The sequence below is a fragment of the Curtobacterium sp. ISL-83 genome, assembly GCF_018613895.1.
Lineage (GTDB): Bacteria > Actinomycetota > Actinomycetes > Actinomycetales > Microbacteriaceae > Curtobacterium.
Map to the genome: position 1 here is coordinate 47,942 of NZ_JAGGPH010000009.1, position 26,723 is coordinate 74,664.

The 26,723-nt window shown below is 71.8% G+C and carries 27 protein-coding genes; 19 read left to right on the top strand and 8 right to left on the bottom strand.

Going from position 1 to position 26,723, the window contains the following annotated elements:
- Nucleotides 1-11 precede the first annotated feature (11 nt).
- The 5 genes from J7E22_RS08355 to J7E22_RS08375 all read left to right on the top strand — a co-directional run bounded on the left by J7E22_RS08355 (nt 12) and on the right by J7E22_RS08375 (nt 5,730).
- Nucleotides 12-1,091 (top strand): histidinol-phosphate transaminase, encoded by a 1,080-nt coding sequence (locus tag J7E22_RS08355; protein ID WP_214980824.1) that lies wholly within the window; start codon nt 12-14, stop codon nt 1,089-1,091.
- A 23-nt stretch (nt 1,092-1,114) separates the two neighbouring features.
- Nucleotides 1,115-2,248: a thiamine pyrophosphate-dependent enzyme gene (locus J7E22_RS08360; RefSeq protein WP_214980826.1), complete on the top strand. Its 1,134-nt coding sequence runs from the start codon at nt 1,115-1,117 to the stop codon at nt 2,246-2,248.
- A gap of 89 nt (nt 2,249-2,337) precedes the next feature.
- On the top strand, nt 2,338-3,297 hold the full coding sequence (locus J7E22_RS08365; protein WP_214981550.1) for an alpha-ketoacid dehydrogenase subunit beta: 960 nt from the start codon (nt 2,338-2,340) through the stop codon (nt 3,295-3,297).
- A 31-nt stretch (nt 3,298-3,328) separates the two neighbouring features.
- Nucleotides 3,329-4,966, top strand: a complete 1,638-nt coding sequence (locus J7E22_RS08370) for a dihydrolipoamide acetyltransferase family protein (protein WP_214980828.1) — start codon at nt 3,329-3,331, stop codon at nt 4,964-4,966.
- A 188-nt stretch (nt 4,967-5,154) separates the two neighbouring features.
- The gene (locus J7E22_RS08375; protein WP_214980830.1) at nt 5,155-5,730 is read left to right on the top strand and encodes a GNAT family N-acetyltransferase; all 576 of its coding nucleotides are present in this window, start codon (nt 5,155-5,157) and stop codon (nt 5,728-5,730) included.
- A gap of 239 nt (nt 5,731-5,969) precedes the next feature.
- Here J7E22_RS08375 and J7E22_RS08380 read toward each other — a convergent pair whose 3' ends face one another.
- From J7E22_RS08380 to J7E22_RS08405, 6 genes are all read right to left on the bottom strand, one after another.
- Nucleotides 5,970-6,140 (bottom strand): hypothetical protein, encoded by a 171-nt coding sequence (locus J7E22_RS08380; RefSeq protein WP_214980832.1) that lies wholly within the window; start codon nt 6,138-6,140, stop codon nt 5,970-5,972.
- Nucleotides 6,137-7,480: an esterase family protein gene (locus J7E22_RS18180; protein ID WP_214980833.1), complete on the bottom strand. Its 1,344-nt coding sequence runs from the start codon at nt 7,478-7,480 to the stop codon at nt 6,137-6,139. The genes J7E22_RS08380 and J7E22_RS18180 overlap by 4 nt, the downstream gene beginning before the upstream one ends.
- Nucleotides 7,481-7,597: 117 nt before the next feature.
- Nucleotides 7,598-8,881, bottom strand: coding sequence for an esterase family protein (locus tag J7E22_RS18185; RefSeq protein WP_214980834.1), 1,284 nt, complete (start codon nt 8,879-8,881; stop codon nt 7,598-7,600).
- Complete coding sequence (locus tag J7E22_RS08395; protein WP_214980835.1) at nt 8,878-11,064, bottom strand: bifunctional lysylphosphatidylglycerol flippase/synthetase MprF; 2,187 nt, start codon at nt 11,062-11,064, stop codon at nt 8,878-8,880. The genes J7E22_RS18185 and J7E22_RS08395 overlap by 4 nt, the downstream gene beginning before the upstream one ends.
- A gap of 87 nt (nt 11,065-11,151) precedes the next feature.
- Nucleotides 11,152-12,354 (bottom strand): sensor histidine kinase, encoded by a 1,203-nt coding sequence (locus J7E22_RS08400; protein WP_214980836.1) that lies wholly within the window; start codon nt 12,352-12,354, stop codon nt 11,152-11,154.
- Nucleotides 12,347-12,979, bottom strand: a complete 633-nt coding sequence (locus J7E22_RS08405) for a response regulator transcription factor (protein ID WP_251008878.1) — start codon at nt 12,977-12,979, stop codon at nt 12,347-12,349. The genes J7E22_RS08400 and J7E22_RS08405 overlap by 8 nt, the downstream gene beginning before the upstream one ends.
- A gap of 106 nt (nt 12,980-13,085) precedes the next feature.
- On the opposite strand from J7E22_RS08405, the gene J7E22_RS08410 reads away from it, so the two are divergent.
- Nucleotides 13,086-13,820, top strand: a complete 735-nt coding sequence (locus tag J7E22_RS08410) for a GntR family transcriptional regulator (RefSeq protein WP_214980837.1) — start codon at nt 13,086-13,088, stop codon at nt 13,818-13,820.
- 120 nt (nt 13,821-13,940) lie between these two features.
- Here the strand turns inward: J7E22_RS08410 and J7E22_RS08415 are convergent, their stop codons facing one another.
- Complete coding sequence (locus J7E22_RS08415) at nt 13,941-14,393, bottom strand: PTS glucose transporter subunit IIA (RefSeq protein WP_214980838.1); 453 nt, start codon at nt 14,391-14,393, stop codon at nt 13,941-13,943.
- Nucleotides 14,390-14,626, bottom strand: coding sequence for a PTS transporter subunit EIIB (locus J7E22_RS08420; RefSeq protein ID WP_214980839.1), 237 nt, complete (start codon nt 14,624-14,626; stop codon nt 14,390-14,392). Before J7E22_RS08420 ends, J7E22_RS08415 begins: the two co-directional genes overlap by 4 nt.
- A 182-nt stretch (nt 14,627-14,808) precedes the next feature.
- Here J7E22_RS08420 and J7E22_RS08425 point away from each other — a divergent pair, with 182 nt between their 5' ends.
- The 13 genes from J7E22_RS08425 to J7E22_RS08485 all read left to right on the top strand — a co-directional run bounded on the left by J7E22_RS08425 (nt 14,809) and on the right by J7E22_RS08485 (nt 26,719).
- Nucleotides 14,809-16,074 (top strand): PTS transporter subunit EIIC, encoded by a 1,266-nt coding sequence (locus J7E22_RS08425; protein WP_214980841.1) that lies wholly within the window; start codon nt 14,809-14,811, stop codon nt 16,072-16,074.
- Nucleotides 16,075-16,240: 166 nt separating this feature from the next.
- On the top strand, nt 16,241-17,152 hold the full coding sequence (locus J7E22_RS08430; protein ID WP_214980849.1) for a metal ABC transporter solute-binding protein, Zn/Mn family: 912 nt from the start codon (nt 16,241-16,243) through the stop codon (nt 17,150-17,152).
- Entirely contained in the window at nt 17,149-18,015 is an 867-nt protein-coding gene (locus tag J7E22_RS08435; RefSeq protein WP_308159186.1) for an ABC transporter ATP-binding protein, read from the top strand. Before J7E22_RS08430 ends, J7E22_RS08435 begins: the two co-directional genes overlap by 4 nt.
- Nucleotides 18,015-18,998, top strand: coding sequence for a metal ABC transporter permease (locus J7E22_RS08440; RefSeq protein ID WP_214980853.1), 984 nt, complete (start codon nt 18,015-18,017; stop codon nt 18,996-18,998). Before J7E22_RS08435 ends, J7E22_RS08440 begins: the two co-directional genes overlap by 1 nt.
- Nucleotides 18,995-19,408 (top strand): Fur family transcriptional regulator, encoded by a 414-nt coding sequence (locus tag J7E22_RS08445; RefSeq protein ID WP_214980855.1) that lies wholly within the window; start codon nt 18,995-18,997, stop codon nt 19,406-19,408. Before J7E22_RS08440 ends, J7E22_RS08445 begins: the two co-directional genes overlap by 4 nt.
- 10 nt (nt 19,409-19,418) lie before the next feature.
- Entirely contained in the window at nt 19,419-20,114 is a 696-nt protein-coding gene (locus J7E22_RS08450) for an alpha/beta fold hydrolase (RefSeq protein WP_214980857.1), read from the top strand.
- Nucleotides 20,115-20,193: 79 nt separating this feature from the next.
- Nucleotides 20,194-21,651 (top strand): lipase maturation factor family protein, encoded by a 1,458-nt coding sequence (locus J7E22_RS08455; RefSeq protein WP_374193264.1) that lies wholly within the window; start codon nt 20,194-20,196, stop codon nt 21,649-21,651.
- A gap of 302 nt (nt 21,652-21,953) precedes the next feature.
- On the top strand, nt 21,954-22,190 hold the full coding sequence (gene rpmB / locus J7E22_RS08460) for a 50S ribosomal protein L28 (RefSeq protein WP_214980861.1): 237 nt from the start codon (nt 21,954-21,956) through the stop codon (nt 22,188-22,190).
- Nucleotides 22,190-22,360, top strand: coding sequence for a 50S ribosomal protein L33 (gene rpmG / locus J7E22_RS08465; RefSeq protein WP_017886456.1), 171 nt, complete (start codon nt 22,190-22,192; stop codon nt 22,358-22,360). Before rpmB ends, rpmG begins: the two co-directional genes overlap by 1 nt.
- Nucleotides 22,361-22,362: 2 nt before the next feature.
- Nucleotides 22,363-22,668 carry a 30S ribosomal protein S14 gene (gene rpsN, locus J7E22_RS08470; RefSeq protein ID WP_214980869.1) on the top strand — a complete coding sequence of 102 codons (306 nt, stop codon included), beginning with the start codon at nt 22,363-22,365 and terminating at the stop codon, nt 22,666-22,668.
- A 301-nt stretch (nt 22,669-22,969) separates the two neighbouring features.
- Entirely contained in the window at nt 22,970-23,257 is a 288-nt protein-coding gene (locus tag J7E22_RS08475) for an HU family DNA-binding protein (protein ID WP_214980877.1), read from the top strand.
- Between the two features lie 130 nt (nt 23,258-23,387).
- On the top strand, nt 23,388-25,388 hold the full coding sequence (locus J7E22_RS08480; RefSeq protein ID WP_214980879.1) for a cytochrome c oxidase assembly protein: 2,001 nt from the start codon (nt 23,388-23,390) through the stop codon (nt 25,386-25,388).
- Nucleotides 25,385-26,719: an ATP-dependent RecD-like DNA helicase gene (locus J7E22_RS08485; RefSeq protein ID WP_214980881.1), complete on the top strand. Its 1,335-nt coding sequence runs from the start codon at nt 25,385-25,387 to the stop codon at nt 26,717-26,719. The genes J7E22_RS08480 and J7E22_RS08485 overlap by 4 nt, the downstream gene beginning before the upstream one ends.
- Nucleotides 26,720-26,723 lie beyond the last annotated feature (4 nt).

Sequence of the window (26,723 nt, forward strand, 5' to 3'; positions counted from 1 at the left end):
ACCCTGGGCGGGTGACTGACGAGCGTGTGCACATCCGGCCCGAGATCGCTGTCCTGCCCGCGTACAAGCAGGGGCGGCAGGCCGCCGCGGACGCCTTCAAGCTCTCCAGCAACGAGAACCCCTTCCCGCCGCTCCCCGGCGTGATCGAGGCCGTGCACGCGCAGACGGCGTTCAACCGGTACCCGGACGCCACCGCGCTGGCCGTGCGCGCCGTCCTGGCGAACCGCTTCGGCACCACCGTCGACGAGGTCCACGTCGCGCCCGGCAGCGTGGCGATCCTGCACGAGCTCGCGAAGGCCACATCCGGCCCCGGGGACGAGATCGTCTACGCCTGGCGCTCCTTCGAGGCCTACCCGGGCGTCGTGACGGTCGCCGGCGCCACGAGCGTGCAGGTGCCGAACCGCCCCGACGGCGGGCACGACCTCGACGCGATGGCCGCCGCCGTCACCGAGCGGACCCGCATGGTCATCGTCTGCACGCCGAACAACCCGACCGGTCCGATCGTCACCGGTCCGGAGTTCGAGCAGTTCATGGCCGCCGTCCCGCAGCACGTCCTGGTGGTGCTCGACGAGGCCTACGCCGAGTTCGTGACCGACCCCGCCGCGGTCCGCGGCCCGGCGCTGCTCGAGCGGTACCCGAACCTCGTCGTGCTCCGTACCTTCTCCAAGGCGTACGGGCTCGCGGGCTTGCGCGTCGGGTACGCCCTCGGTCCGGCGTACGTGCTCGACGCCGTACGTGCCTGCGCCATCCCGCTGTCGGTGACGGCGCAGGGCCAGGCGGCCGCGCTCGCGAGCCTCGAGCGCGAAGGCGAACTGCTCGCCCGCGTCGCCGAGCTCGCCGAGCAGCGCGACCACATCGTGGCCGCCCTGCGGGCACAGGGGTGGGCCGTGCCGGACGCGCAGGGCAACTTCGTGTGGCTCCCGACCGGTGACGGCACGGCGGTCGCGGCCGAGGCGTTCGAGCGTGCGGGCATCATCGTCCGGGCCTTCGCGCCGGAGGGGATCCGTATCTCGATCGGCGAGCACGAGGCTGTGGAAACGCTCCTCGAAACGGCTCGGTCGCTTGTGGGGGACCTCCAGGCGACCGCCTAGCGGCTGCCGCTACGCTGGCCCGCATGTCATTCCGCGCCGCGGCTCCCGCGACGACCACCGTCCGGATCCTCGACCCCGAGGGCCGGTTCGTGGAGACCGACGAGAACGCCGAGTTCGCCGCCGCTGCGCGAGCGATCCCGGACGAGACCCTGCTGGCGATGCACCGCCGCATGGTGCTCACCCGTCGGTTCGACCACGCCGGCCACAACCTCCAGCGCACCGGTCAGCTCGGCCTCTGGGTCCCGAGCCACGGGCAAGAGGCAGCACAGGTCGGATCGGTGTTCGCGCTCCGGGCCCAGGACCACGTGTTCCCCTCGTACCGCGAGCACGCCGTGACCACCCACCGCGGGGTCGAGCCGATGGAGATCATCGCGATGTACCGCGGGCAGACCCACGGTGGCTGGGACCCGGACGAGCGCGGCAACACCCACATCTCGACCCTCGTGATCGGCTCGCAGACGCTGCACGCCACCGGGTACGCGCTCGGCCAGAAGCTCGACGGCGACGTCGGCACGGGCGACCCGGACCGCGATGCCTGCTCGATCGTCTACTTCGGCGACGGTGCCACGAGCCAGGGCGACGTGAACGAGGCCTACGTGTTCGCGGCGTCGACCCAGGCGCCCGTCGTCTTCTTCCTGCAGAACAACCACTGGGCGATCTCGGTCCCGGTGTCGGTGCAGTCGCCGACCCCGCTCGTGGACCGGCCGCGGGGCTTCGGCATCCCGAGCGTGCTGATCGACGGCAACGACATCCTGGCCTCGTACACGGCGTCGGTCGTCGCGACCGACCACGCGCGGAGCGGCAAGGGGCCGGCCTTCATCGAGGCCGACACGTACCGGATCGGCGCGCACACGAGCTCCGACGACCCGAGCCGCTACCGCGGGGACGACGAACTCTCGTCGTGGGTCGACCGCGACCCGATCGCCCGGTCCGCGGCCTACCTGCGGTCGAAGGGCGTCACCGACGAGCAGCTCGCCGAGTTCGACCGTGAAGGCGAGGACATCGCCGCCGACGTCCGACGGCGCACCGTGGCGATGACGCCGCCGTCCATCGACCTGATGTTCGACAACGTGTACCGCGAGCCGCATCCGCTGGTCGCCGAGCAGAAGGCCTGGCTCGAGCAGTACGAGGCCGGATACGAAGGGGGCTCCCACTGATGAGCACCACCGAGCAGCTCTTCGACTACACGCTTCGCTCCCACCCCGGTGCCGGCGAGGTCCCGAGCGACCCCACCCCCACGCTGACGATGGCCAAGGCGCTCAACGCCGGACTCGCCGCGGCGATGCAGGCGGACGACAAGGTCCTGCTCATGGGCGAGGACATCGGGCAGCTCGGCGGCGTCTTCCGCATCACCGAGGGCCTGCAGGACCGCTTCGGTCCCGAGCGCGTCCGGGACACCCCACTCGCGGAGGCCGGCATCATCGGCACCGCGATCGGCCTGGCCCTCCGTGGCTACCGTCCCGTGGTCGAGATCCAGTTCGACGGCTTCGTCTGGCCCGGCTTCGACCAGATCACGTCGCAGCTCGCGAAGATGGCGAACCGTCTGCCGGCGCACATGTCGTTGCCCGTCGTGATCCGGATCCCGTACGGCGGCCACATCGGCGCCGTGGAGCACCACCAGGAGTCCCCGGAGACCTACTTCGCGCACACGCCGGGCCTCCGCGTCGTGAGCCCGAGCACCCCGAACGACGCCTACTGGATGATCCAGGAGGCCATCGCGTCCAAGGACCCGGTCGTCTTCCTCGAGCCGAAGTCCCGCTACTGGCCGAAGGGCCAGGTCGACCTGGTCGACGGCCACGTGCCGATGCACACCACGCGGGTCGCCCGCACCGGCTCCGAGGTCACCCTCGTCGGCCACGGCGCGATGGTGGCGACGCTCATGCAGGCCGCCGACCTCGCCGAGACCGAGGGCACCAGCTGCGAGGTCGTCGACCTCCGCTCGATCTCCCCGATCGACTGGGAGCCGCTGCTCGCCTCGGTGCGGAAGACGGGTCGCCTGGTCATCGCACAGGAGGCATCCGGTTTCGTGAGTGTCGGGAGCGAGATCGCCGCGACCGTGGCGGAGCGCCTGTTCTACACGCTGCAGGCACCCCCGCTCCGGGTCTCCGGGTTCGACATCCCGTTCCCGGTCGCGAAGCTCGAACACCTGCACCTACCGGACGCCGACCGCGTCCTCGAGGCCGTCGACCGCGCCCTCGCCTACTGACCCACCCGTCCAGATCGTCGAAGGAGCCTCCGTGGCCGCCGCCGAATTCCCCCTGCCCGACGTGGGCGAAGGCCTGACCGAGGCCGAGATCGTGCAGTGGCGCGTCGCGATCGGGGACGAGATCGCCGTCGACCAGGTCCTCGTCGAGATCGAGACCGCGAAGTCCCTCGTCGAGCTGCCGTCGCCGTTCTCCGGCACCGTGACCGGGCTGCTCGTGTCCGAGGGCGACACGGTCGAGGTGGGCCGCCCGATCATCCGGGTCGAGTCCGACGCGTCCGTCGCCTCGGGCGCCGCCCTGCCCGAGCCGGTCGCGGGAGGCGCGTCACCGGTCGCGGACGCCGCCCCCGTGTCGCCGGACGTCGCGACCACCGTCCCGGCCCCCGCTGCTCCTGCTGCCGCACAGGCACCGGTGCAGGCGGCACCCGTCCAGGTGGCCGCGCCGGCCGCTCCGGCGCCGGTCGTTGCCCCGACCCCGGCAGCCTCGCCCGCTCCGGTCGCTCGGGCTGCTGCTGCTCCTGCGCCAGCCCCGGCGTCGGCTGCCCCGACCCCGGTCGCCGACGGTGCGTCCGTGCAGGGCACCGACGAGACCTCTGGTGCCGTCCTCGTCGGGTACGGCTCGGCGACCTCGTCGCCGTCCCGTCGCAAGCCGGGTGCCCGCCGGGCCGCCGCGCTCGCGGCCGAGGCGAGCCGTGCCTCCAGTGCGGACACCGCCGCCCTGGCGGAGGCCTCCTCGGACCCGGGCGAGGACTCGACCGCCGACGCGGTCGCCGCGCAGGGTTCCAACATCGCGCGCAAGCACACCGCTGCCGTCACCGTGCTCGCGAAGCCGCCGATCCGGAAGCTCGCGAAGGACCTCGGGGTCGAACTCGTCGACATCGTGGCGACCGGCCTCACCGGCGAGGTCACGCGCGACGACGTCATCCGGCACGCGAAGCAGGCGAGCGTCTTCCAGAACATCGAGACGCCCGAGTGGGGCGACGTCCGCCGCGAGACGATCCCGGTCAAGGGCGTCCGCAAGGCGATCGCGACGGCGATGACCACCTCGGCGTTCACCGCACCGCACGTGTCGCTGTTCGTGGACGTCGACGCGACCCGCTCGATGGAGTTCGTGAAGCGGCTGAAGACCTCGCCGACGTTCGCCGGGGTCAAGGTCTCCCCGCTGCTCATCTTCGCGAAGGCCGTCATCTGGGCGGTCCGCCGCAACCGCTCGGTCAACTCGACGTGGACCGACCGCGAGATCATCGTGCACCACTTCGTGAACCTCGGCATCGCCGCTGCGACGCCCCGCGGGCTCATCGTGCCGAACATCAAAGACGCGCAGGACATGTCGCTGCTCGAGCTCGCGCAGGCACTCGAGGAGCTCACGCTGACGGCCCGTGACGGCAAGACGACCCCGCAGCAGATGGCGGACGGCACCGTGACGATCACGAACATCGGCGTGTTCGGGATGGACACCGGGACACCGATCCTCAACCCGGGCGAGGTCGCCATCGTCGCGATGGGCACGATCAAGCCGAAGCCGTGGGTCGTCGACGGCGAGGTCCGCTCGCGCATGGTGACCACGATCGGTGCGTCGTTCGACCACCGTGTGGTGGACGGCGACGTGGCGTCGCGGTTCGTGCACGATGTGGCCTCGGTGATCGAGGAGCCGGCGCTCCTGCTCGACTGAAGCCCGGACGGTTGCGGGGCCGCCGCTCGGCCGCTTCCCGGGCCGCTGCGGCGTCGGTCTTGTGGCGCTCGTGTGCCGTCGCAGGCGGAGGCTGCCCCGCGTGCGGGATTCCGCACGAAGTGGACACCGTCGCGCGGAAGTCGGGACGCGTTCACCCGGATGTCGGCGGTGCGGGTCAGGATCAGGCCATGGTCCACCAGTTGCTGATGCCCGCGCAGGGGATCCGGACGGATCGCCTCCGGCTCGAACCGCTCACCCCGGCGGACATCGACGCCGTGCACGCCGTGTTCTCGGACGCGCGCACCTGGGGGCACCTGCCGAGCGGACGCCACGTGTCCCGGGCCTCCACGGTCGACCTGGTGCAGCGGAAGATCGGCGGGCGTGCTCGGCACGGCCTCGGGTCGTGGGCCATCCGATCCCTGGCCGACGGGGTGTTCCTCGGGGTCGGCGGTGTCGACATGACCGCGGGCGGGGTGTGGAACCTCGGCTACCGCTTGGCGCCGGCAGCGTGGGGCAACGGCTACGCGACGGAGACCGCGCTGGCTGCCGTGCACGCGGCGCGCGACGTCGCACCCGAGGTCCCGGTCACCGGGCGGGTGCTGACGAACAACCCGGCTTCTTCGGCGGTGCTCCGGCGGGTCGGCCTGACGCTCGCGTGGCAGGGGTCGACCGGGTCTCCGCTGCCGGACGGGGTGGAGCGGCAGGTGTGGGTCGACCGGCAGGTGGCGCCGGCGCAGTTGGACTGGTTGGTCGCGAACGCCTGAGGTTCGCGGCCGCGGTCGCTCCGCGGCGAGACCACCGGCGCCTCGGCTGGCGGATTGTCGAGCGCATGCTCCGACAACGCAGCTGTCGTTCGACAGCCGTTCTGTCGCTTGATGCACGCGCACCGAATGCGCGCGCATGGAGCGACGAAGCGGTTGTCGTTCGACAACTGTTTTGTCGCTTGATGCGCGCGCAACGATGACAGTCGCACCGCCCCGAGCCTGCCGCCCGCCCGACCGGTTCAGCGGCGCCCGTCGTCCGTCCGAGCGAGGAGCAGCACGAGCAGCGCCGTGACGGTGCAGAGCCCCAGCAGCAGCCCTGCGAGCGGGGCGACGGCGGCCGGACCGACGACCAGGACGACGAGGGCAACCACGGCCACCGCGGCGACCAACAGCAGGCGGAACCGCGTCACGGGATCGCCCCGAACAAGAAGTCCGCCTCGCGGGGCAGGTCCCGGTGGAGCGACCACTGCACCGTGTTCCAGTCGTGGCCACTCCCGGGGGCGAGCGCGGACGTCGCCCGGATCCCGGCCTCCGTCGCCGCGCGGGTGATCCGCATCGCGTGGTCGGCGAAGTCGCTGTCGTTCGCCCCCGCCGTCATCCAGAGCGCGTGGTGCGTGTAGGGGCCGTGCGCGTGCATGAGCGCGATCGGTGCCGCGGCCCGCCACGCCGCGAGGGACCCGCCGAAGGCCTCGTCGGCGCTGTTCTCCGGGCCACGGTCGACCGGCTGCAGCTCGCTCGCGATCGCGAGTGCCGCCGAGAAGCCGTCGGGGTGCCCGGTGAGGAACTGCACGGAGCAGGTCGCGCCCTCGGAGAACCCGACGAGACCCCAGGCCCGACGGTCCGGGGCGACGCGGAGGTGCGTGGTGATCCAGTCCGGCACGTCCTGGGTGATGTACGTCGCGGCGTTGCCGAGCCGGGAGTCGACGCACATCGTGTTGTGCCCGGGGACGGCGAGCTGGTCCGCGGACACCACGATCGGTGCGAGCCCGTGGTGTGCCGCTGCGTACCGGTCGAGCGTGTCGCCGAGGCGTCCGACGGAGAACATGTCGCTCGGGCCGCCCGGCTGCCCGGACAGCGAGACGATGACGGGCAGGGCCGGCGGGTCCGCCGTGCGTGCGGCGGGCGGCAGGTAGACGACCGCCGGGCGGGCGGGGAACCCGGAAGCCCGGCCGGGGATCCGCACCGAGCCGATGACGCCGGTCGTCGGCATGTCCGCCGGGGGCGTCCACGTGGCGGCGCTCGGGACGTGGTGCCCCGCGACCGGTCCTTGGTCGCCGAGGTGCAGCGCGGGGTACGGGTCCGTCCGCACCAGGGTGTTCAGCGTCGGGTAGGCGGCGTAGTCCACGTTGATGCCGAGCGCCGGGACGACGAGCGCCAGCGGCACGAGCGCGACGCTCGTCCACCGTCGGGCACGTCCGCCGTGCACCAGCCCGACACCCGCGAGCGCGAGGGCCGCGAACGCGAACGCGACCCACATCCGCGTGACGGCGGTGAGCACCGTGTCGAAGGTGTTCGTGACGTCGCCGACGATCCAGCACACCGCCAGCCCGACCAGCGCGCCGACGAGCGCGACGGCAGCACGCACGGCGGTGAGGCGCCACAGGTCGTGCGTCCGACCGCCCCGCCGGAGCAGGCGCAGACTCGGGAGCAGCACGAGCAGCGCGACGACCACGAACAGCACGTCGGCGGGGACGAGCTTCGTCGGGACCTCGAGCCGGGTCCCCATCAGCCAGTGCAGCGGATCACGCACGGCCGGCCCGCCCCGCTCCGAAGCCGGTGGGCCGAGCACCGGTGAACCGCGCACCGGCGGCCCGCGCACCGGTGATCAGCACGGTGCCCACCCCGGCACCGGCACCCCCCGCGCCGCTCACCGCTGTGCCGCGGACAGGGCGTCCAACTCGGCGGGGAAGACGGTCCGGAGGGACCACTGCACGGTGTTCCAGTCGTGCCCGCTGTGGGGCGCCGATGCCACGGTCGTCCGGATGCCGGCGAGCTCGGCGGCGTGCGCCAGCCGCTCGGCGTTGCGGCTGAACTCTCGATCAGCCGATCCGGCGGTCATCCAGAGCCGGTGCCCCGGGAACGGGCCGTCCGCGCGCATCAGGGAGATCGGGGCCGCGGCCTTCCAGGCGGCGACGGACCCGCCGAACGCCTGGTCCGCGCTGTGCTGGGGACTCTGGTCGATCGGCTGCAGTTCGCTCGAGATGGCCAGGGCGGCGGAGAAGTCCTGCGGGTGACCGGTGAGGAACTGCATTGCGCAGGTCGCCCCCTGCGAGAACCCGACGAGTCCCCATGCGCGCCGGTCCGTGGTGGCCGGCAGGTGCGTGCGGATCCACGCGGGGACGTCCTGGGTGACGTAGGTGTCGGCGTTGCCCAGCTTCGAGTCGACGCACATCGTGTTCCGGCCCGGGGCGGAGAGCTGGTCGACGGACACCACGATCGGGGCACGGCCGTGGTGCGCGGCCGCGTAGGCGTCCAGCGGCTTCGCCATCTGCCCGGCCGTGAACATGTCGCCGGGTGCGCCCGGCTGCCCGGCGAACGCCAGGACCACGGGGAGCGCAGGCGGATCGGCGACGAGTGCGGCCGGGGGCAGGTACACGACCGCCGGACGCGCGTGGAAGTGGGACACCGTGCCGGGGATCACGACCTTGTTCACCCGGCCGGTCGCGGGCATCGTCTCGAGCGGGGCCGCGTGGGCGTCGAACCGCGCGTAGGGGTCGGTCTGCACCACGGTGCCGAGGGTGGGGTACTGCGCGAACTCGACGTTGATCCCGAGCGCGGGGACGAGCAGCGCCAGCGGGAGCAGCACGATCGCCGCGGTGCGACGCCAGCGCCCGCCCTGCACGATCCCGGTGACGGCGAGCGCGAGTCCGGCTCCGGCCAGGGCGATCCACATGTGGTTCACGGGGCTCAGCGCGACCCCGAAGACGTCGGTGGCGTCGATGACCCAGCAGACCACGAGCAGCACCAGGGCGGTGACCGCCGCGATGCCGGCGCGGAGCCCGACCTTCCGCCAGGCCGCCGGGGACCGCCAGCCGCTGCGGAGTGCGGGAAGCAGGACGCCGACGCAGAGCAACGCGAAGACGACGTCGGCCGCGATGAGCTTCCGCGGGTCCTGCAACTGCGTCGCGAGCAGCCACTCGGTGGGGCTCACGCGTCCACCGCCTCTCCGACTGCCGGCGCCGCTCCGACCGCCGGCGCCGCTCCGACCGCCGGCGCCGCTCCGACCGTCGGCGTCGGCGCGACCGCCGGCACCTCGGCGCGCTGCGCGCTGCGGTGTGCCTGGCGGAGCGCCCAGAGGTGCTTCGGCCGGAGCCCCGGCACGTACGCGCCAGCGAGCGCCCGGGCGACCCGCGGCACGTGCAGCGGCGTCGGCACGACGAGCCAGAGCGGCTCGTGGCGGGCGCCGAACTTCTCCTTGAACCGCTGCAGCGACCGGAAGCCGTACACGGGTTCGAGGGCGCGGGCCAGGAGCGCCGACCCGCGGGTGACCAGGATCCCGGCTCCGGCGTGCGCGGCCAACGGGGTGCCGGACAGGCTGATGGTGGTCAGCCCGGCCTCTCGTGCACGGAGTGCGGTCCGGGCGATCAGGAACTCCATGACGCCGGGCATGCCGTGCTCGCCGCGGCGCATCACGTCGAGCGTGTACCCGGTCAGGGTCCCGCGCTCGTGCACCGGCAGCCAGCTCGTGACGCCGGTCACCCGGTCCTCCGCGTCGACGGCGAGCATGAGCCGGACGTTCGGGTCGTCCAGCTCACGGAAGCCGCCGAGCGTGAAGCCCATCTCGGGCAGACGACGGTCGGCAGCCCAACGGGTGCAGATCGCCTCGACCTCGGCGCGGTGGGCAGCGCCGAGCGCGTCGAAGGTCGTCCACTCGTCACGGACCCCCTCGCGGTCGGCTCGGTTCGACGCCGTGCGGAGGTCCTGGCGCTTCTTCCCCCGCAGGTCGAACGTGGTCACGTCGAGCACCGACTCGACGCCGACGGGCAGCGCGGTCCAGCCCTCGGCCGCGAGGAGCTGCCGGACCGGCTCGTGCACGCTGGTGAACGCGGGCGCCCACCCGTTCCGCGTGCAGAAGTCGGTGAACGCCGACAGCACGGCGGCGCGGTGTCCCGCGGTGCACACCGGGTCGGAGACGGTCAGCGCGACATCCCCGCGGACCCGGTAGGCGACGGCGCCGAGGCCGTCCGGGTGCAACCAGACGGCGTTGCCGTGCCAGGTGCCCATGTGGCCGAGGGTCCCGGCGTCGCCGTCGCGGAGCATCCCGACCAGGTCGGCACGGCTCGTGGCGGTGGTGCGGAACCGGCCGCGCACCAACCGCCCGTGCAGCGCGAGGACGGCGGCGAGCACCCCGGCCGGCACGATCCACGCTCCGAGGAGGGTGACCTGCCACTCCACCTCGTCGAGCCCGAGCCCCTGCCAGTGCATGCCGCCGGTGGTCAGCGGTTCGATGAGGAACACGTCGGCGGTCACCGCGGTGAGGACGACGAGCACGCCGACGGCCAGCGCCAGGCCGATCCGGCGCCCGTGCTGCAGGAGCCACGCGGACACGAGCAGCAGGACGCCCACGAGGGCCGTCGAGCCGTCTGTCATCGCGTCGGCGAAGGGGGAGAGGACGCCGTCCGGGTCCGGCACGACCAGGGTGACGAGGGTGCCGGCACCGAGCGCGATGAGCGCCGACACGACGAGCGTCCGCGCGGACGGCGCTGCGGTCGCGCGGGTGGTCCCGGGATCCGGCCGGGAGGCGCGTCCCACGACGAACACGCCGGCGGCGGTCCCGAGCAGGGTCGCCAGGGCACGGGTCAGGTCGGATCCGTGGCCCGCGAACAGGACGAGCGTCAGCACGACCGTCCAGAGGGCGGTGCGCACGCGCCAGCGGACCTGCGGGGGCATCGCGGCCGAGGCCGCACCGAGCAGTGCCGCCGCGATGATCGACGGTGCGAACAGCGGCCGACCGACCGCGAACTCGGCGTGTGCCTCACCGAGGCTCGAGCCGATCGTGACCGCGAGGAGCGTGGTGAGCACGGCGAGCAGGGGAGCGGCGACCCCGATCACGACCGTCCGGACCGATCCGAGCGCGCGCTCGGCGAGGACGGTCGTGACCGCCACGGCGACGAGCGCGGCGCACGCCACCGGCGGGTGGTGCGGGAAGTCCGGCTCGGAGCGGGCCATGCGTGCGGAGACGACGACGACGACCGTGAGGACGGCGACGACGACCGACACGGGGAACCGCCGGAGTCGGGACAGGAGTGTTTCGGGTGGCACGATCACATCGAAGCGGATCGGGCCACCGCCGTCATCGACCCGCGGCGTGATCCCCGATGGCCGGTCGGCCATCGGAGCCGACCGTCCGGGTGAGCGGGATGCTGCCCGGTTCGTCCCGAGGGACGCAACCGGAAGGACCAGGGGGCACACGGCTGCGGGTCAGACCGAGGACGTGGATCGGACGTGCTCGACGGGCAGCCGCAGGTGCAGGGCGAAGCCGTCGTCGGGCTGCGGGCCGGACTCCATGCTGCCGCCGAGCAGCGACGCCCGCTCGGCGAGGCCGATGAGGCCGAGGCCGGACCCGGGGAGCTCCAGGCGCTCGGACCGCGCCGGACCGTTCACGACGTCGACCAGGACCGCGTCGCCGCGGATGCGCCCGCTGACCCGGACGACTGCATCGGGCGCGTGCTTCCGGACGTTCGTCAGGCCCTCCTGCACGAACCGGTACACCGCGCGCTGCAGGGGCTGCGCGAGGGTGTCCGGCAGGTCGACGGACGCGCTGGTGTCCAGGCCGCTCTCGGCGATGAGCCTGGGCAGGTCCCCGAGCACGGGCTGGGGCGCGATCTCGCGGTCGGTGCCGCCGGACGCCCGGAGCACCTGCACCATCTCGCGGAGTTCCTGCAGGGTCACGACGCACAGCTGCCGGATGGTCCGGGCGAACCCGCGCTCGGCCTCGTCCCGGCCCGCCACCTGCATCGCGCCGGCCTGCACGGCGATGAGCGTCACCTGGTGCGACACGACGTCGTGCATCTCACGTGCGAGCAGCGCCCGCTCGCGGGACAGTGCGACGGCCGCGGCCTGTCGGCGTTCGTCCTCGCGGGCACGCTGCAGTTCCGCGAGCTGGTCGGTCAGGCGCACCCGGGTCTGCACGAGCAGCCCGACGGCCAGGGGCCCCAGGGCGAAGATGAGGGCGTAGACGACCGACACGACGATCTCGTCGAGGGTCTGCGGCGGACCGACGAAGCCACCGAAGCCGACGAACTGCACCAGCGCCGCGAGCAGCATCAACCAGCGGCGTCGGGTCCGTGCTCCGAGCGTGAACAGGGCCACGCTCGCCGCCACCACCGCGGACCCGACGAACAGCCCGGGCATGATCAACGCGAACGCGAGCACCGGGAAGCGTCGGCGGATGAGGAGCGCCGCGGCCGCGACGAGCGACAACCACGTCTCGAGCGCTGTGGCCCCGGAGATGTCGAGCACGGCGTCGGCGACCGCGGCCGCGATGAACACCAGGTCCACGAGCCACCACGGGAGGCGGTGGGTGCGCACCCAGCGCAGGCCGACGTCGACCAGGTGGTCGAGCCTCCCGTCCGTCCGGCGCAGCATCTCGCGGACGCGCGCCGACCGGGACGTGTCAGCCATCGAGGAGTCCGGCCTCGGCCGCGCGCAGCGCGAGCTGGACGCGTGTCGGGACCCCGAACGCGGCGAGGAGGGCACGGACGTCCTCCTTCACCGTCCCGGTGCTGACGCCGATCCGCTGCCCGATCTCGGGGTTGCTCGCCCCGTCCGCCAGGAGTCGCAGGACGGCGTGCTCCCGCTCCGAGATCGACGGGGTCTCGACGGGCCGGCGCGCCGCGAACAGGCGGGACCGGTCGACGCCCGGTGCGAGCACGACACCCCCGCGGGCCAGGACGCGGACGTACTCCGCGAGAGCCTCCGGGTCGGTGTCCTTCAGCAGGAAGCCGGCGGCTCCGAGCTCCATGGCGCGGCCGATGTACTCCTCGGCGTCGAACGTCGTGAGCATCGCGACGACCGGGGGCGAGGGCATGTCCTGCAGCTCGCGCAGCACGTCGAGGCCGTTCACCCGGGGCATCCGGACGTCAAGCAGCACGACGTCCGGCTGGTGCTCCGCGATCACCCGGACCGCGTCGACGTCGTTCGTGGTCGCGAGGACGTCGATGTCCGCCGCGGCTCCGAGGATCAGTTCGAAGCCGTAGCGCACGAGCGTCTCGTCGTCGACGATCACCACCGAGGTCACGGGCGTCATCTTGTCATGCGCATTGGTCTTCGGAGATCGACTCGCTACTGTGAGGGGAACTGGTCATGTCCGCCCATGACCACTCGACGAACCAGCAACGGAGCACGAGGGACCGATGACGAGCCGCATCACCGAAGGCGCCGAACCGAAGCACCAGCAGCTCCGACGCATCCTCCTCGACCTCGCCACGACCCGCCTGGCCCCCGGTGCGGCGATCCCGTCGGAACGGCAGCTCATCGCCGAGTACGGGGTCTCCCGGATCACCGTGCGGGAAGCCCTCGGTCAACTCGTCAACGAGGGGTACCTCGAGCGCGTGCGCGGCAAGGGCACGTTCGTGGCGCACCGTCCCGTGCAGTCGACCCTGCACCTGGCGTCGTTCACCGAGGAGATGCGCGCGATGGGGCACGTCCCCACGACGGTCGTGCTCGTGCGCGAGGAACGCGTGCCACCGGCGGACACCGCCGCAGCGCTCCGGCTCGACCCGGACGTCGCGGCCTTCCACGTCAAGCGCCTCCGGATGGCGGACGGCGCACCGGTGTCCATCGACGACGCGTGGCTCGTCGCTGACGCCTTCCCGGGGCTGCTCGAGCACGACCTGTCCGGGTCCGTGTACTCGATCATCGCGACCGAGTACGGCACCCCGATCGACCGGGCGCAGCAGACGGTGGCGGCGAACCCGGCGGCCGACGACGTCGCGACGCTGCTCGGCACGAAGACCGGGGCGCCCGTGCTGGAGTTCGACCGCGTGTCGTACGTGGGGGAGCGCCCCGTGGAGCACACCCGGTCGTGGTACCGCTCGGACCGCTACCGGGTGCAGATGGAGGTCACGGCCTCGCAGTCGGTCGCGTAGGGCGCCGTGGTCGGGTCGGTCGCGCCCCGATGCGGACGTCGCGCCCCGAGGTGACGGGGCGCGATGCGCGGGCGGGGGTGCGGTCCGCCGGGAGGCGCGTGGCACCTCCCGGCGGGCGGCCTACGCCTCGAAGAGGGCTTCGCCGTCGAGGACGGTCGTGCCGACCGCGCCCTGCGGCACCGAGTCCGGCGCGGAGCCGAGCACGACGACCGGGCAGATCGGGGAGTACCCCGCCGCGATGATCGCAGCCGGGCTGAAGCGGACGACGGGGTCCCCGGCGTGCACGGTGTCGCCCTCGGCCGCCAGGAGCTCGAAGCCCTGACCCGCGAGCTTCACGGTGTCGATGCCGACGTGCACCAGGACGTCCGTGCCGGCGGCACCCTGCAGCGCGAAGGCGTGCGGGTGGAGCTTGATGATCGTGCCGTCGACCGGGGCCACCGCGGTGACCGTGCCCTCGAGTGCCGAGGGGTCCACCGCGACACCGGCGCCGACGAGCTGCTCGGCGAACACCGGGTCCGGGACGTCAGCGAGGGCGACGACCGGGCCGGCGAACGGCGTGCGGACCGAGGTCACAGCTCGTCCTGGATGTCCTGCGCGAGGTTGTCCGCGATCGGCCCGACGATGACCTGCCAGCCGGTGCCACCGCCGACGACCGCCTGGGCGCCCGCGGCCTTCAGCGCGTCCTTGTCGACGAGGTCGCCGTCCTCCACCTCGACGCGGAGGCGCGTGATGCAACCCTCGACCTCTTCGATGTTCTCGGGACCACCGAGGGCGGCGATGATGTCGGATGCCTTGATGTCGGCCATGAAGTTTCCTCCTCGTTACAGGGTGCGCGATCTGGTTGACATGCATGTCGTGGTCATCGAGACTACGAACTGGTCATGACCGGACAGGACCGGACCTCGCGGCACTGCCGAGAGTACCTGCGCCGGCTGCACCACTCAACCACCCCACCCGACCGCTCCACCCAACGACGAGAGGAACTCCGATGAGCACTGCTGCTGCCACGGATGTGCCGGAGAAGACCAAGAAGAAGCAGTCGCGCTTCTTCGCGAACGCCCAGCGCCTCGGCCGGAGCCTGCTCCTGCCGATCGCCGTGATGCCCGCCGCCGGCATCCTGCTCCGCCTCGGCCAGTCCGACATGCTCGGCGCGATCCCCGGCTTCGAGAAGGGCGCGACGATCGTCGCCGCCGCCGGCAACGGCGTCTTCACCTGGTTGCCGCTGCTCTTCGCGGTCGGCATCGCGATCGGCTGGGCGAAGAAGTCCGACGGCACCACGGCGCTCGCCGCGGTCGTCGGGTACATGGTGATGTACCAGGTCTTCGCCGCCATGTCGCCGATCGTGCTCGAGGGCGTGAAGGACTCCGCGGGCAACCAGGCGACCATCAACTTCGGCGTCCTCGGTGGCATCGTCATGGGGCTCGTCTCCGCCGGCCTGTGGACCAAGTTCCACCGGACGCGGATGCCCGACTTCCTCGGCTTCTTCTCGGGTCGGCGCCTGGTGCCGATCCTCGCGGCCGTCGCCGGCCTCCTCATCGCCGTCGTGATGTCGTTCGTCTACCGCTACTTCGACCAGGGACTCACCTGGATCGGCGAGCAGGTCACCGCGCAGCCGGTGATCGGTGGCGGCATCTTCGGTACGGCGAACCGTCTGCTCATCCCGGTCGGCCTGCACCAGCTGCTCAACTTCTTCCCGTGGTTCCAGCTCGGCAGCTACACGTCGGGTGGGGTCACCTACCACGGTGACATCGCCCGCTTCCTCGCGGGCGACCGGACCGCCGGCATCTTCCAGACCGGCTTCTTCCCGATCATGATGTTCGCGCTCCCCGCCGGTGCCCTCGCCATCTGGCGCAACGCCCGTCCGTCGCAGCGCAAGCTCGTCGGCGGCATCATGCTCTCCGCCGCGCTGACCTCGTTCGTCACCGGCATCACCGAGCCGCTCGAGTACTCGTTCATGTTCGTCGCATGGCCGCTCTACGTCATCCACGCGGTGCTCACCGGGACCTCGCTGGCCCTGGTCAACGCGCTCGGCATCCACGACGGCTTCTCGTTCTCGGCCGGCGCGATCGACTACGTGCTCAACTTCGGCAAGGCGCAGGGGGCGATCTGGCTCATCCCGATCGGCCTGGCGTACGCCGCGGTCTACTACTTCCTGTTCAGTTTCGTGATCAAGAAGTGGAACCTGCGGACGCCGGGTCGCGAGCCGGAGGACGAGATCGCTGCCGCCTCGGTCGACGACCTGACGAAGGCGTAGCGAGCGGGTCGCCCAGGCGACCATGCGCGGACGGGAGGCGCGGTGCCAGCTGGCACCGCGCCTCCCGTCTTGCCCCAACCCGTTTTGACAATCATTATCAACAAGCGCTAGCGTCTGGTCGTCGGGTGATCGCCCCGACGTCACGACCGACCAGAACCGGACCAGCATGCGCTCCCGTCTCCTCGCCCTCCCGCTCGTCGCCGGCGCCGCCGTCCTCGCCCTCGCCGGGTGCTCGACCGCAGCCGCGCCCGGTGGCGCGACCACCGACCGCACCGTGGACGTCGTCGCCTCGACCAACGTCTACGGCTCCCTCGTCCGCACGGTCGGTGGCGACCACGTCGCGGTCACGAGCATCCTCGAGGACCCGTCGCAGGACCCGCACTCGTTCGAGTCGAGTGCCACGACCCAGCTCGCGGTGTCGAAGGCCGACCTGCTCATCGAGAACGGCGGCGGGTACGACGACTTCATGACGTCGCTGCGGAACGCGTCCCGCACCAAGGCCGCCACGATCGACGTCGTGCGACTGTCCGGCCTCGACACCGGCGGGGACGCCTCGTTCAACGAGCACGTGTTCTACGACTACCCGACGATGGTGCGGCTCGTGTCCGAGATCGAACGACACCTGTCGACGCTCGACCGCGCGGACGCCGACGTCTTCGCCGCGAACGCCAAGTCGCTCACCGCGAAGCTGCAGGGCCTCGAGTCCCAGACCGCCGCACTCAAGCAGCAGGACGGCGGCGAGCAGGTCGCGTACACGGAGCCCGTGCCCGGCTACCTGTTCGACGCGATCGGCCTCCACAACGCGACACCGGAGGCGTTCTCGCACGCGATCGAAGAGGGCGACGACGTCCCGCCGCTGGCACTGCACGACACCCTCGCCCTGTTCACCGGTGGGAAGGTGCGGTTGCTCGCGGTGAACGACCAGGCCACGAGCCCGCAGACCGAACTCGTGCAGAAGGCCGCCGAGCGGGCCGGGGTGCCGGTCATCGGCGTCACCGAGACGCTGCCGGCCGGCAAGGACTACGTGTCGTGGCAGCAGGCGAACATCGACGCGGTCCGGACGGCGTTGGCGAAGTGACGACCGGTCCCGTCCTCGAGCTCCGCGACGCCGGACTGTCCTACGGTGCCCGCGACCTCTGGAGCCACCTCGACCTCGACCTGGCGCCGGGGGAGTTCGTCGCGGTGCTCGGGCCGAACGGGGCCGGCAAGACGTCACTGCTCCGCACGGTCCTCGGCCAGCAGCGCCTCACGAGCGGGTCGATGTCGTTCCTCGGCGAGCCGGTCCGCCGTGGACACCGCCGGATCGGCTACATCCCGCAGCAGCGACTGATGGAGGCCGGGACCCCGCTCCGCGCCCGCGACATGGTCGCCCAGGGCGTCACGGGACACCGGTGGGGCATCCGTCCACCGTCACGGGCCGAGCGTGCCCGGGTGGACCGGATCCTCGACGAGGTCGGGGCGACGGCCTTCGCGGACGCGCCCGTCGCCGAACTCTCCGGCGGCGAACAGCAGCGCACCCGGGTCGGTCAGGCGATCGCCGCCGACCCCGCACTGCTGCTCTGCGACGAACCGCTGATCTCGCTCGACCTCCGGCACCAGCGCGGGGTCACGGAACTCATCGACCGCCAGCGTCGGCAGCGAGACGCGGCGGTGCTCTTCGTCACGCACGACGTGAACCCGATCCTCGACGTCGTCGACCGCGTCCTGTACATCGCCGGGGGCCGGTTCCGCATCGGGGCACCGGACGAGGTCCTGCGCGCCGACGTCCTGTCGGACCTGTACGGCACACCCGTCGACGTCGTCCGTACCATGGGGCGGATCGTCATCGTGGGCGCGTCCGAGCTCTCCGGCGGGATCGGCGCCCACGGCCACTCCGGCGAACACCACCACCACGGCGAGGTCGACCCGCACGCCGCCGTGTCCGACGAAGGGCGGATCTGATGGACGTCTGGTCGACGGTCTTCTCGTTCCAGGACTACGGCGAGCTCCTCGTCCTGGTGCAGAACTCGATCTGGGCCGGCGCCGTGCTCGGGGTCGTCGGCGGGCTCATCGGCCCGTTCGTCGTCGCCCGGAACATGCCCTTCGCGGTGCACGGTATCTCCGAGCTGTCCTTCGCGGGGGCGAGTGCGTCCCTGCTGCTCGGCGTGAACGTCGTGACCGGCTCGCTGGTGGGGTCGGTGATCGCCGCACTGCTCATCGGGTTGCTCGGGTCCCGCGCGCGCGACCGCAACTCGATCATCGCCGTGCTCATGCCGTTCGGGCTGGGGCTCGGCATCCTCTGCCTCGCGCTCTACAAGGGTCGTGCTGCCAACAAGTTCGGCCTGCTCACCGGGCAGATCGTGTCGGTCGACAACCCGCAGCTGACGTTCCTGATCGTGATCGCCGCGATCGTGGTGGTGACGCTGCTCGTGATCTGGCGTCCCCTGATGTTCTCGTCGGTGGACCCGGACGTGGCGGCCGCTGCGGGCATCCCGGTGCGCACCCTGGCGATCGTGTTCATGCTCGTGCTGGGACTCGCGACGGCGGTGTCGGTGCAGATCGTCGGCGCGCTCCTCGTGCTCTCGCTGCTGGTCACCCCCGCGGCGGCCGCACTCCGGCTCACCGCGAACCCCGTCGTCGTGCCGGTCCTGTCCACCCTGTTCGCGGTCGTCTCCGTGGTGGGAGGCATCCTGCTCGCCCTCGGCGGCGGGTTGCCGATCAGCCCGTACGTGACGACCATCTCGTTCACGATCTGGGTCGTCTGCCGGATCATCGGGTGGCGGCGGGACCAGCGCGGACGGAACCGGGTGGCGGGCCGTGGCGGACGCGGCGGACGCGGCGGACGCGCGCCGGGCCTCCCGGCCGGTACGTCCGATACGTCCGGTCCGTCCGGTCAGTCGACTGCCGTTCCGGACACCGCCCGCACGGAAGGAGTGCGCGCGTGAACGACGTGCAGAAACCGAAGCGGAACACCTGGCAGCGCGACGCGGTCCGTGCCGCGCTCACCGGCACCGAGGGCTTCGTCAGCGCACAGGCGCTGCACCAGCACCTGCGCGAGGGGGGCTCCACGATCGGCCTGGCCACCGTGTACCGGGCGCTCGCGGACCTGGCGACGGAGGGTGACGCCGACTCCCTGCAGCAGGACGGCGAGTCCCTCTACCGTGCGTGCACCACGGACAAGCACCACCACCACCTGATCTGCCGGAACTGCGGCCGCACCGTCGAGATCGAGGCCGACCCGGTCGAGGAGTGGGCGCAGCGGGTCGCGGCCCAGCACGGGTTCACGAACGCGAGCCACGTCGTCGACATCTTCGGGGAGTGCGCGGTCTGCACGGCCGAACGGCTCGGCGAGTAGCCTCCGCGGCATGCACGTCATCCTGGTGCCGGGGTTCTGGTTGGACGCGAGTGCGTGGGACGCGGTCGTCCCGGTCCTCCGCGCCGCTGGTCACTCCGTCGAGGCGGTCACCCGCCAGGGCTCGACCCTCGACGAGCAGGTCGCGTCGCTCGTCGCTCGCCTCGATGCCGTCGCGACCCCGGACGAGCCGGTCGTGCTCGCCGGGCACTCCGGCGCAGGGCCCATCGCGTACATGGCCGCCGACCAGCGCCCGACGCTCGTCGGACACCTGCTGTACGTCGACACCTTCCCGGGACCCGAGGGCAGCTGCGTGAACGACGAACTCCCCGTGGTCGACGGCGTGGTCCCGCTGCCGTCCTGGGGCGTCTGGGAAGCGGCGACCCTGCGGGGCATGACCGACGCGATCCGTGCGGACGTCGAGCGCCGGGCGATCCCCGAGCCGGTCGCCGTCACGCGGGACCGCTTCCACTACGCCGACCCTGCGCGGCACGGCATCCCGGCGACGGTGATCTCCTGCGAGATCCCGGCGGGGGAGCTCGCGACGATGGTGGCGGACCACCACGCATGGACCACGGAGCTCGTCGCCACCGAGGAGCTCGCCATCCTCGGGCTGGAGACCGGACACTGGCCGATGTTCACGGCGCCCGACGAGCTCGGCGCGCTCATGGTGCAGGCGTTGGCGCCGCACCCGACCGTCGGGCCGTAGGCCCTGCCGGGGCGCCCGTCCGCGTGCTGCGGACCGACCGCCCGTTGCCCGACCCGCCGTCCCGCAGCCCGCGGGTACGGTGCGATCCGTGGACCTGGCACCGTGGACAACCTGGGCCGGAGCGGCGGACTACGACGTCGCCCGCTTCGTCGTGCAGCGCGGCGTCGCCGCGATCGCCCTGCTGGCGTTCGTGTCCGCGCTCGCGCAGTTCCCCGCGCTCCTCGGTGAGCGGGGCCTCCTGCCCGTCCCGCGCTTCATGCGCTCGCCGTACGCCCGGCAGCTCCCCGTGGTCTGGCGGTGGTGGGCCTACAGCGACCGACGGCTCCGGGTGCTCGCCGGCGGCGGATCGGTGGTCGCCGCCGCACTCGTGCTCGGGCTGCCGCAGGCCGGGCCGTGGTGGGTGCCGGGGGTGTGCTTCCTGCTCCTGTGGTTGGCGTACCTGTCGATCGTCGACGTCGGGCAGGCCTTCTACGCGTTCGGGTGGGAGTCCCTCCTGCTGGAGGCACTCTTCACGGTGGCGTTCCTCGGTGCGGACGACGTCGCGCCCCCGGTCGTCGTGCTCATCGCCCTGCGGTGGCTCGTGTTCCGCCTGGAGTTCGGTGCGGGGATGATCAAGATGCGCGGCGACCGGTCCTGGCGGGACCTCACCGCGCTGTACTACCACCACGAGACGCAGCCGATGCCGAACCCCGTGTCGCGGACGGCGCACCTGCTGCCGCGGCCCGTGCACCGACTCGAGACGCTCGGCAGCCACGTCGTGCAGCTCGTCGTCCCCTTCTTCCTGTTCGCCCCGCAGCCGATCGCCTCGGCCGCAGCGGCCCTGGTGCTCGTCACGCAGCTCTGGCTCGTGGTGACGGGCAACTTCGCGTGGCTCAACTGGATCACGCTCGTGCTGGCCGTCGCGGCGGTCGATGACCGGTCGATCGCGGCGGTGCTGCCGTGGCTGGAGCCCGCGGTGTCGTCCGGACCCACGGCCACACCGGTCGTGTTCGTCGCCGTGACCGTCGCGCTCGGTGTGCTGCTCGCCGTGCTGTCCTGGCCGGCGGCGAGGAACCTGGTCTCGCGGCAGCAGCTGATGAACGCGTCGTTCAACAAGTGGCGGATCGCGAACGCGTACGGGGCGTTCGGCAGCGTCACGCAGCAGCGCGACGAGGTGATCGTCGAGGGCACCACCGCCGACGTCCCCATGGAAGAGGACTGGCGTGCCTACGAGTTCCGCGGGAAGCCGGGCGACCCGCGTCGGCGGCCCGGGCAGTTCGCGCCATACCACCTGCGGCTCGACTGGCTCATGTGGTTCCTGGCGCTCGGCGCTGACGACGGCTGGTTCCGGGTGTTCGTCCTGCGGCTGCTCGAGGCCGATCGTCCGACACTCCGCCTGCTCCGGACCGACCCGTTCGACGGTGAACGGCCGCGGTGGGTGCGGGCGCGGGTGTTCCGGTACCGGTTCGCCACCCGAGCCGAGCGGCGTGAGACGGGGCTGTACTGGATCCGGCAGGAGCTGTTCCTGCTCCTCCCGCCCAGCGGGTTGCACCGCTGACAGCGGTGACGGACTGGAGGCGCGGCTTGCGACACGCCCGGTCCTCGCGTAACGTGGACGGCTGGTCCTCCGCGTCCGCGCGGAGCACCCGTTGTTCCTGCCCTCCGACCGTCGCGTACGCCGCGGTCGCGTGGTGCCGGCACCTCCTCCACGGGGGTGACCGCCCTCTTCACGAGGACGACCGGCCTGGGCGGCGCGCACACCCCCCTCGCAGATCCACTCCGGTGGTCACGCGCGTGCGCGCCAGGCAAGTGACCTTGGGTGCGGCCGTCCGGCCGCACGGTATGCATCAGGAGGAAACCATGGCAGCAGTGTGCCAGGTGACCGGCGCCGTTCCCGGCTTCGGACACAACATCTCGCACTCGCACCGCCGGACGAAGCGTCGCTTCGACCCGAACGTGCAGAAGAAGACCTACTACGTGCCGTCGCTGCGTCGTAACGTCACGCTCAACGTCAGCGCGAAGGGCATCAAGGTCATCGACGCCCGCGGCATCGAGTCCGTCATCGCGTCGATCGTCGCCCGTGGGGAGAAGATCTGATGGCGAAAAAGGGTCAGGACATCCGTCCGATCATCAAGCTCCGCTCGACGGCGGGCACCGGGTTCACCTACGTGACCAAGAAGAACCGTCGGAACAACCCCGACCGACTCGTGCTCAAGAAGTACGACCCGGTGATCCGCAAGCACGTCGACTTCCGTGAGGAGCGCTAAGCATGGCGAAGAAGAGCAAGATCGCGAAGAACAACCAGCGCGCAGTGATCATCGCGCGCTACGCCGAGCGTCGTCTCGAGCTGAAGAAGGCCCTCGTGGACCCGAACGGCACCGACGAGTCGCGTGAGGCCGCCCGCGTCGGCCTGCAGAAGCTGCCCCGCGACGCGTCGCCGGTCCGCTACCGCAAGCGTGACGCCATCGACGGTCGCCCCCGTGGCCACCTCGGTGAGTTCGGCATCAGCCGTGTCCGCTTCCGCGACATGGCCCACCGTGGCGAGCTGCCGGGCATCACGAAGAGCTCCTGGTAAGCACCAGCTTCCGCGAACGCCCCGTCACCTGTTGGTGGCGGGGCGTTCGCCGTATCCGGGGTACATGCGCGTCACTTTCGTCACATGCGCCCCGTTCCGGCCGGAACAACCCCGGAAATCCGGGCGAGTCGACCGAGAACGTCCCACCCTGCTGGTAGGTTCATCAGCGGTTCCACGGGCCCTCGGCCTGATGGTCTGACCGATCCGGTGCACCCGCGCCGGACCGTGCGGACGCTCCGGCGTCCCACACGGGCACCACGGTGTCCGACCCATACCGCAAGTCGTCCGAGGAGGACATTCAATGGCTGACAAGTCCCTGAACCGCACTGAGCTCGTCGCAGCCGTCGCCGCCGAGTCCGGCCAGAGCCAGGCCACCGTGAACGGCGTCGTCGACGCGCTCTTCAGCGTCGTCTCGAGCTCGGTCGCCGACGGCACCAAGGTCACGATCCCGGGCTGGATCGCCTTCGAGAAGACCCACCGCGCCGCGCGCACCGGTCGCAACCCGCAGACGGGTGACGCCATCCAGATCGCCGCGAGCGACTCGGTCAAGGTCAGCGCCGGCTCGAAGCTCAAGGCCGCCGTCAAGTAAGTCCCCCCAGTACCACCCGGAAGGGACGGCTTCGGCCGTCCCTTCCGTCGTTCCCGGTGCACAGCGGGTCGTCGTCCACAGGTGCGCTCGTCGATTCCGTGCCCGCCGGGGCAGCGCCTAGGCTTGACGGGTGAACCGGATCGCGCGCATCGCCGGCCCCGCCGTGCTGCTGCTCGTCGGGTTCGTCTCCCTGCTCGTGGCACTCGTCATCGGTGGCGGCGCCGACCCCGCGCTGATCGCGGACCCCGGTTCCGCCGTGCGGTTCGGGCTCCCGATCGCGCGGATGATCGTGGACCTGTCGGCTGCGGCCACGATCGGTGGTCTCGCGCTGACCACGATCGGGCTCTCCCGTGCCGAGCCGGAGTGGAACCGGGCGATCGACATCGCTGCCGGGGCCGCCGCGCTCTGGACCGTCTCCAGCGCGGTCACGACCTTCTTCACCTTCCTCAGCGTCGCCGGCTCGGGGGTGCGCCTCGACGAGCAGTTCGGCCAGTCGATGGGGGTGTTCCTGACCGGCACCGACCTCGGGCTCGCGTGGCTGGTGAGCGTCCTCGTCGCCGCCGCGGTGACGGTGATGTGCTTCGCCGTGCGGTCCCGCGGAATGGTCGCGCTGACCGCCGGGGTGTCGTTGATCGGTCTCGTCCCGCTCGCCCAGCAGGGGCACGCCGCCGGCACCGCGAGCCACGACGCCGCGGTCACCGCACTCGGGCTGCACCTGGTGGGTGCCGCCCTGTGGATCGGCGGGCTCGTCGTGCTCGTGCTCATCCGTCCGGTCCTGCCGGGCGATCGCCTCGGTGCCGTCGTCGGCCGGTACTCCAGCGTCGCCCTCGGGTGCTTCGTGCTCGTCGCCGTGTCCGGGGTGGCCTCGGCGCAGATCCGCGTCGGGAGCTTCGGCAACCTGCTGACGCCGTACGGGGTGCTCGTCCTCGTCAAGATCGCGGCCATCGTCGCGATGGGGGCCATCGGGGTCGTGCAGCGTCAGCGGACCATCCGCGCACTGACGCAGGCACCCGGGCGGCGCCGGCCCTTCTGGACGCTCGTCGTCGTGGAGCTCGCCGTGATGGGCGTGGCTTCCGGGTTCGCCGTCGCCCTCGGTCGTACCGCCACCCCGATCGGGCAGATCGCGCTGAGCAAGACGGCCGACCCGACCCCCGCCGAGATCCTGACCGACGACCCGCTGCCGCACGCCCCCGGGGCATGGGGGTGGCTGACGGCGTGGAACGTGGACCTGTTCTGGGTGATGGTCGCGGTGCTGCTCGCCGCGACGTACGCCGCGGGTGTGGTCCGGCTCCGTCGCGGTGGCGTGCGCTGGCCCGTGCAGCGCACCACCGCCGCGGTGCTCGCGATCGTCTCGCTGGTGGTGGCGACCTCCGGGGCGCTGCACACCTACGACCGGTTCCTGATCTCGGCGAACGTCGGGGCCCACGTGGTCCTCGGGCTGGTCGTCCCGGCGCTCGCGTGGGCCTCGGCGCCCGTGCAGCTCATCCGGGCGGCGGTCCACCCGCGTGCGGACGACAGCACCGGGGTACGCGAGTGGACCGGTGTCCTCGTCGACAACGGCGTGGTCCGCTACCTGGCTCAACCCTTCCCCGCGTTCGTGTTCCTGGCGGCGCTGTGGTGGGCGTTCTTCGCGACCGATGCGGTGCGGTGGTCCGTCTCCGACCCGATCGGTCGCACCGTGATCGACGCCGTGTTCCTGCTCGTCGGACTCCTGGCGCTCCCGACGCTCCTGACGCCCGTGGCCGCCGGAGCACGTCGGCCGTCGGTCGCCGCCGCACTCGTCCGTGTCGTCGGCGGCGTCGTCGTGGCCGCGGGGCTCGTCTCGCTCGGCATCGCGATGCGGGGCCCGCTCGGGCTGCTGCAGGCGTCCTGGTTCGGGGCGATGGGCCGCGAGTGGGGCGCCGACCCGTTGACCAACCAGGCGGGGGGCGGGCTCGTGCTGGTCGTCGCCGGCGTGCTCCTCGCCGTGACCGTCGTGCTCGTGGTCCTGGTGCGCCTCCGGCACGGTGCGGCGCCGGCCAGCGCCACCTCGGTCGGCGCCGACCCGCTGGCGGGCGTGAGCGACGAGGTCGGGGCGACCCGTGCCTCCCGACCGGCCGTCCGCACCGAACCCGAGGCGGACGCGCGATGAGCATCGAACTGAGCGCCGAGCAGCGCGCCGTCTTCGAGTACATCGAGCACACCCGGGACCACGTCTTCATCACGGGTCGTGCCGGGACCGGCAAGTCCACGCTCCTGAACCACCTGTCGTGGAACACCGGCAAGCAGGTCGTGATCTGTGCGCCGACGGGCGTCGCCGCGCTGAACGTCGGCGGCCAGACCATCCACTCGCTCTTCCGGTTGCCGATCGGGCTCATCGCCGACGCGGACCTGCGCCAGGGCCCGGAGACCCGGAAGCTCCTGAACACCATCGACACCCTCGTGATCGACGAGGTCTCGATGGTGAACGCCGACCTGCTCGACGCCATGGACCGCTCGTTGCGGAAGGCGCGGGGGCGGCAGTTCGAGGCGTTCGGTGGCGTCCAGGTCGTGATGTTCGGCGACCCGTACCAGTTGCCGCCGGTGCCGGGCGACGGCGACGAACGCGCGTACTTCACCGACCACTACCGGTCGATGTGGTTCTTCGACGCGAAGGTGTGGCTCGAAGCGGAGCTGCACATCATCGAGCTCGCCACCGTGCACCGGCAGCGCGACGACGCCTTCGCCGCGATGCTCACCGCCGTCCGGCACGGGCGGGTCACCGCGGACGTGGCGGAGCGGCTCAACGCGGCCGGCGCCCGACCGGCTCCGGACGACGCGATCACCCTCGCGACGCGCAACGACACCGTCGCCCGGATCAACAAGGCAGCGCTCGACCGGCTGCCCGGCACCGTGAAGACCGCCAGGGCCGACGTCAACGGCGACTTCGGCGGCCGGAACTTCCCCGCCGACGAAGCACTCGAACTGAAGCCGGGCGCGCACGTGATGTTCCTGCGCAACGACCAGGACCAACGATGGGTGAACGGGACCCTCGGCATCGTGACGAGCATCCGCGACACCGTGTGGGTCGACGTCGACGGTGAGACGTTCGAGGTCCAGCCGTCGGTGTGGGAAAAGTTCAAGTACTCCTACGACCCGGACAAGAAGGAACTCAAGAAGGACACCGTGGGGGAGTTCCAGCAGTTCCCCCTGCGCCTGGCCTGGGCGGTGACGATCCACAAGTCGCAGGGGAGCACCTACGACCGGGCGGTGGTGGACCTCGGCAACCGGGTGTTCAGCGCGGGTCAGACCTACGTCGCGCTGTCCCGGTTGACTTCGCTCGAGGGGCTGTACCTGACCCGGCCGCTGCGGCCGCAGGACATCATCGTGGACCTCGACGTGCGTCGGTTCATGTCCGAGGCACCGCGCGTCGTCGCGACCGAGCTCGAGGCGCACACGCCCGCGCCCGCCACGCATGACGCGGAGTCGGCACCGGAGGACTGAGACG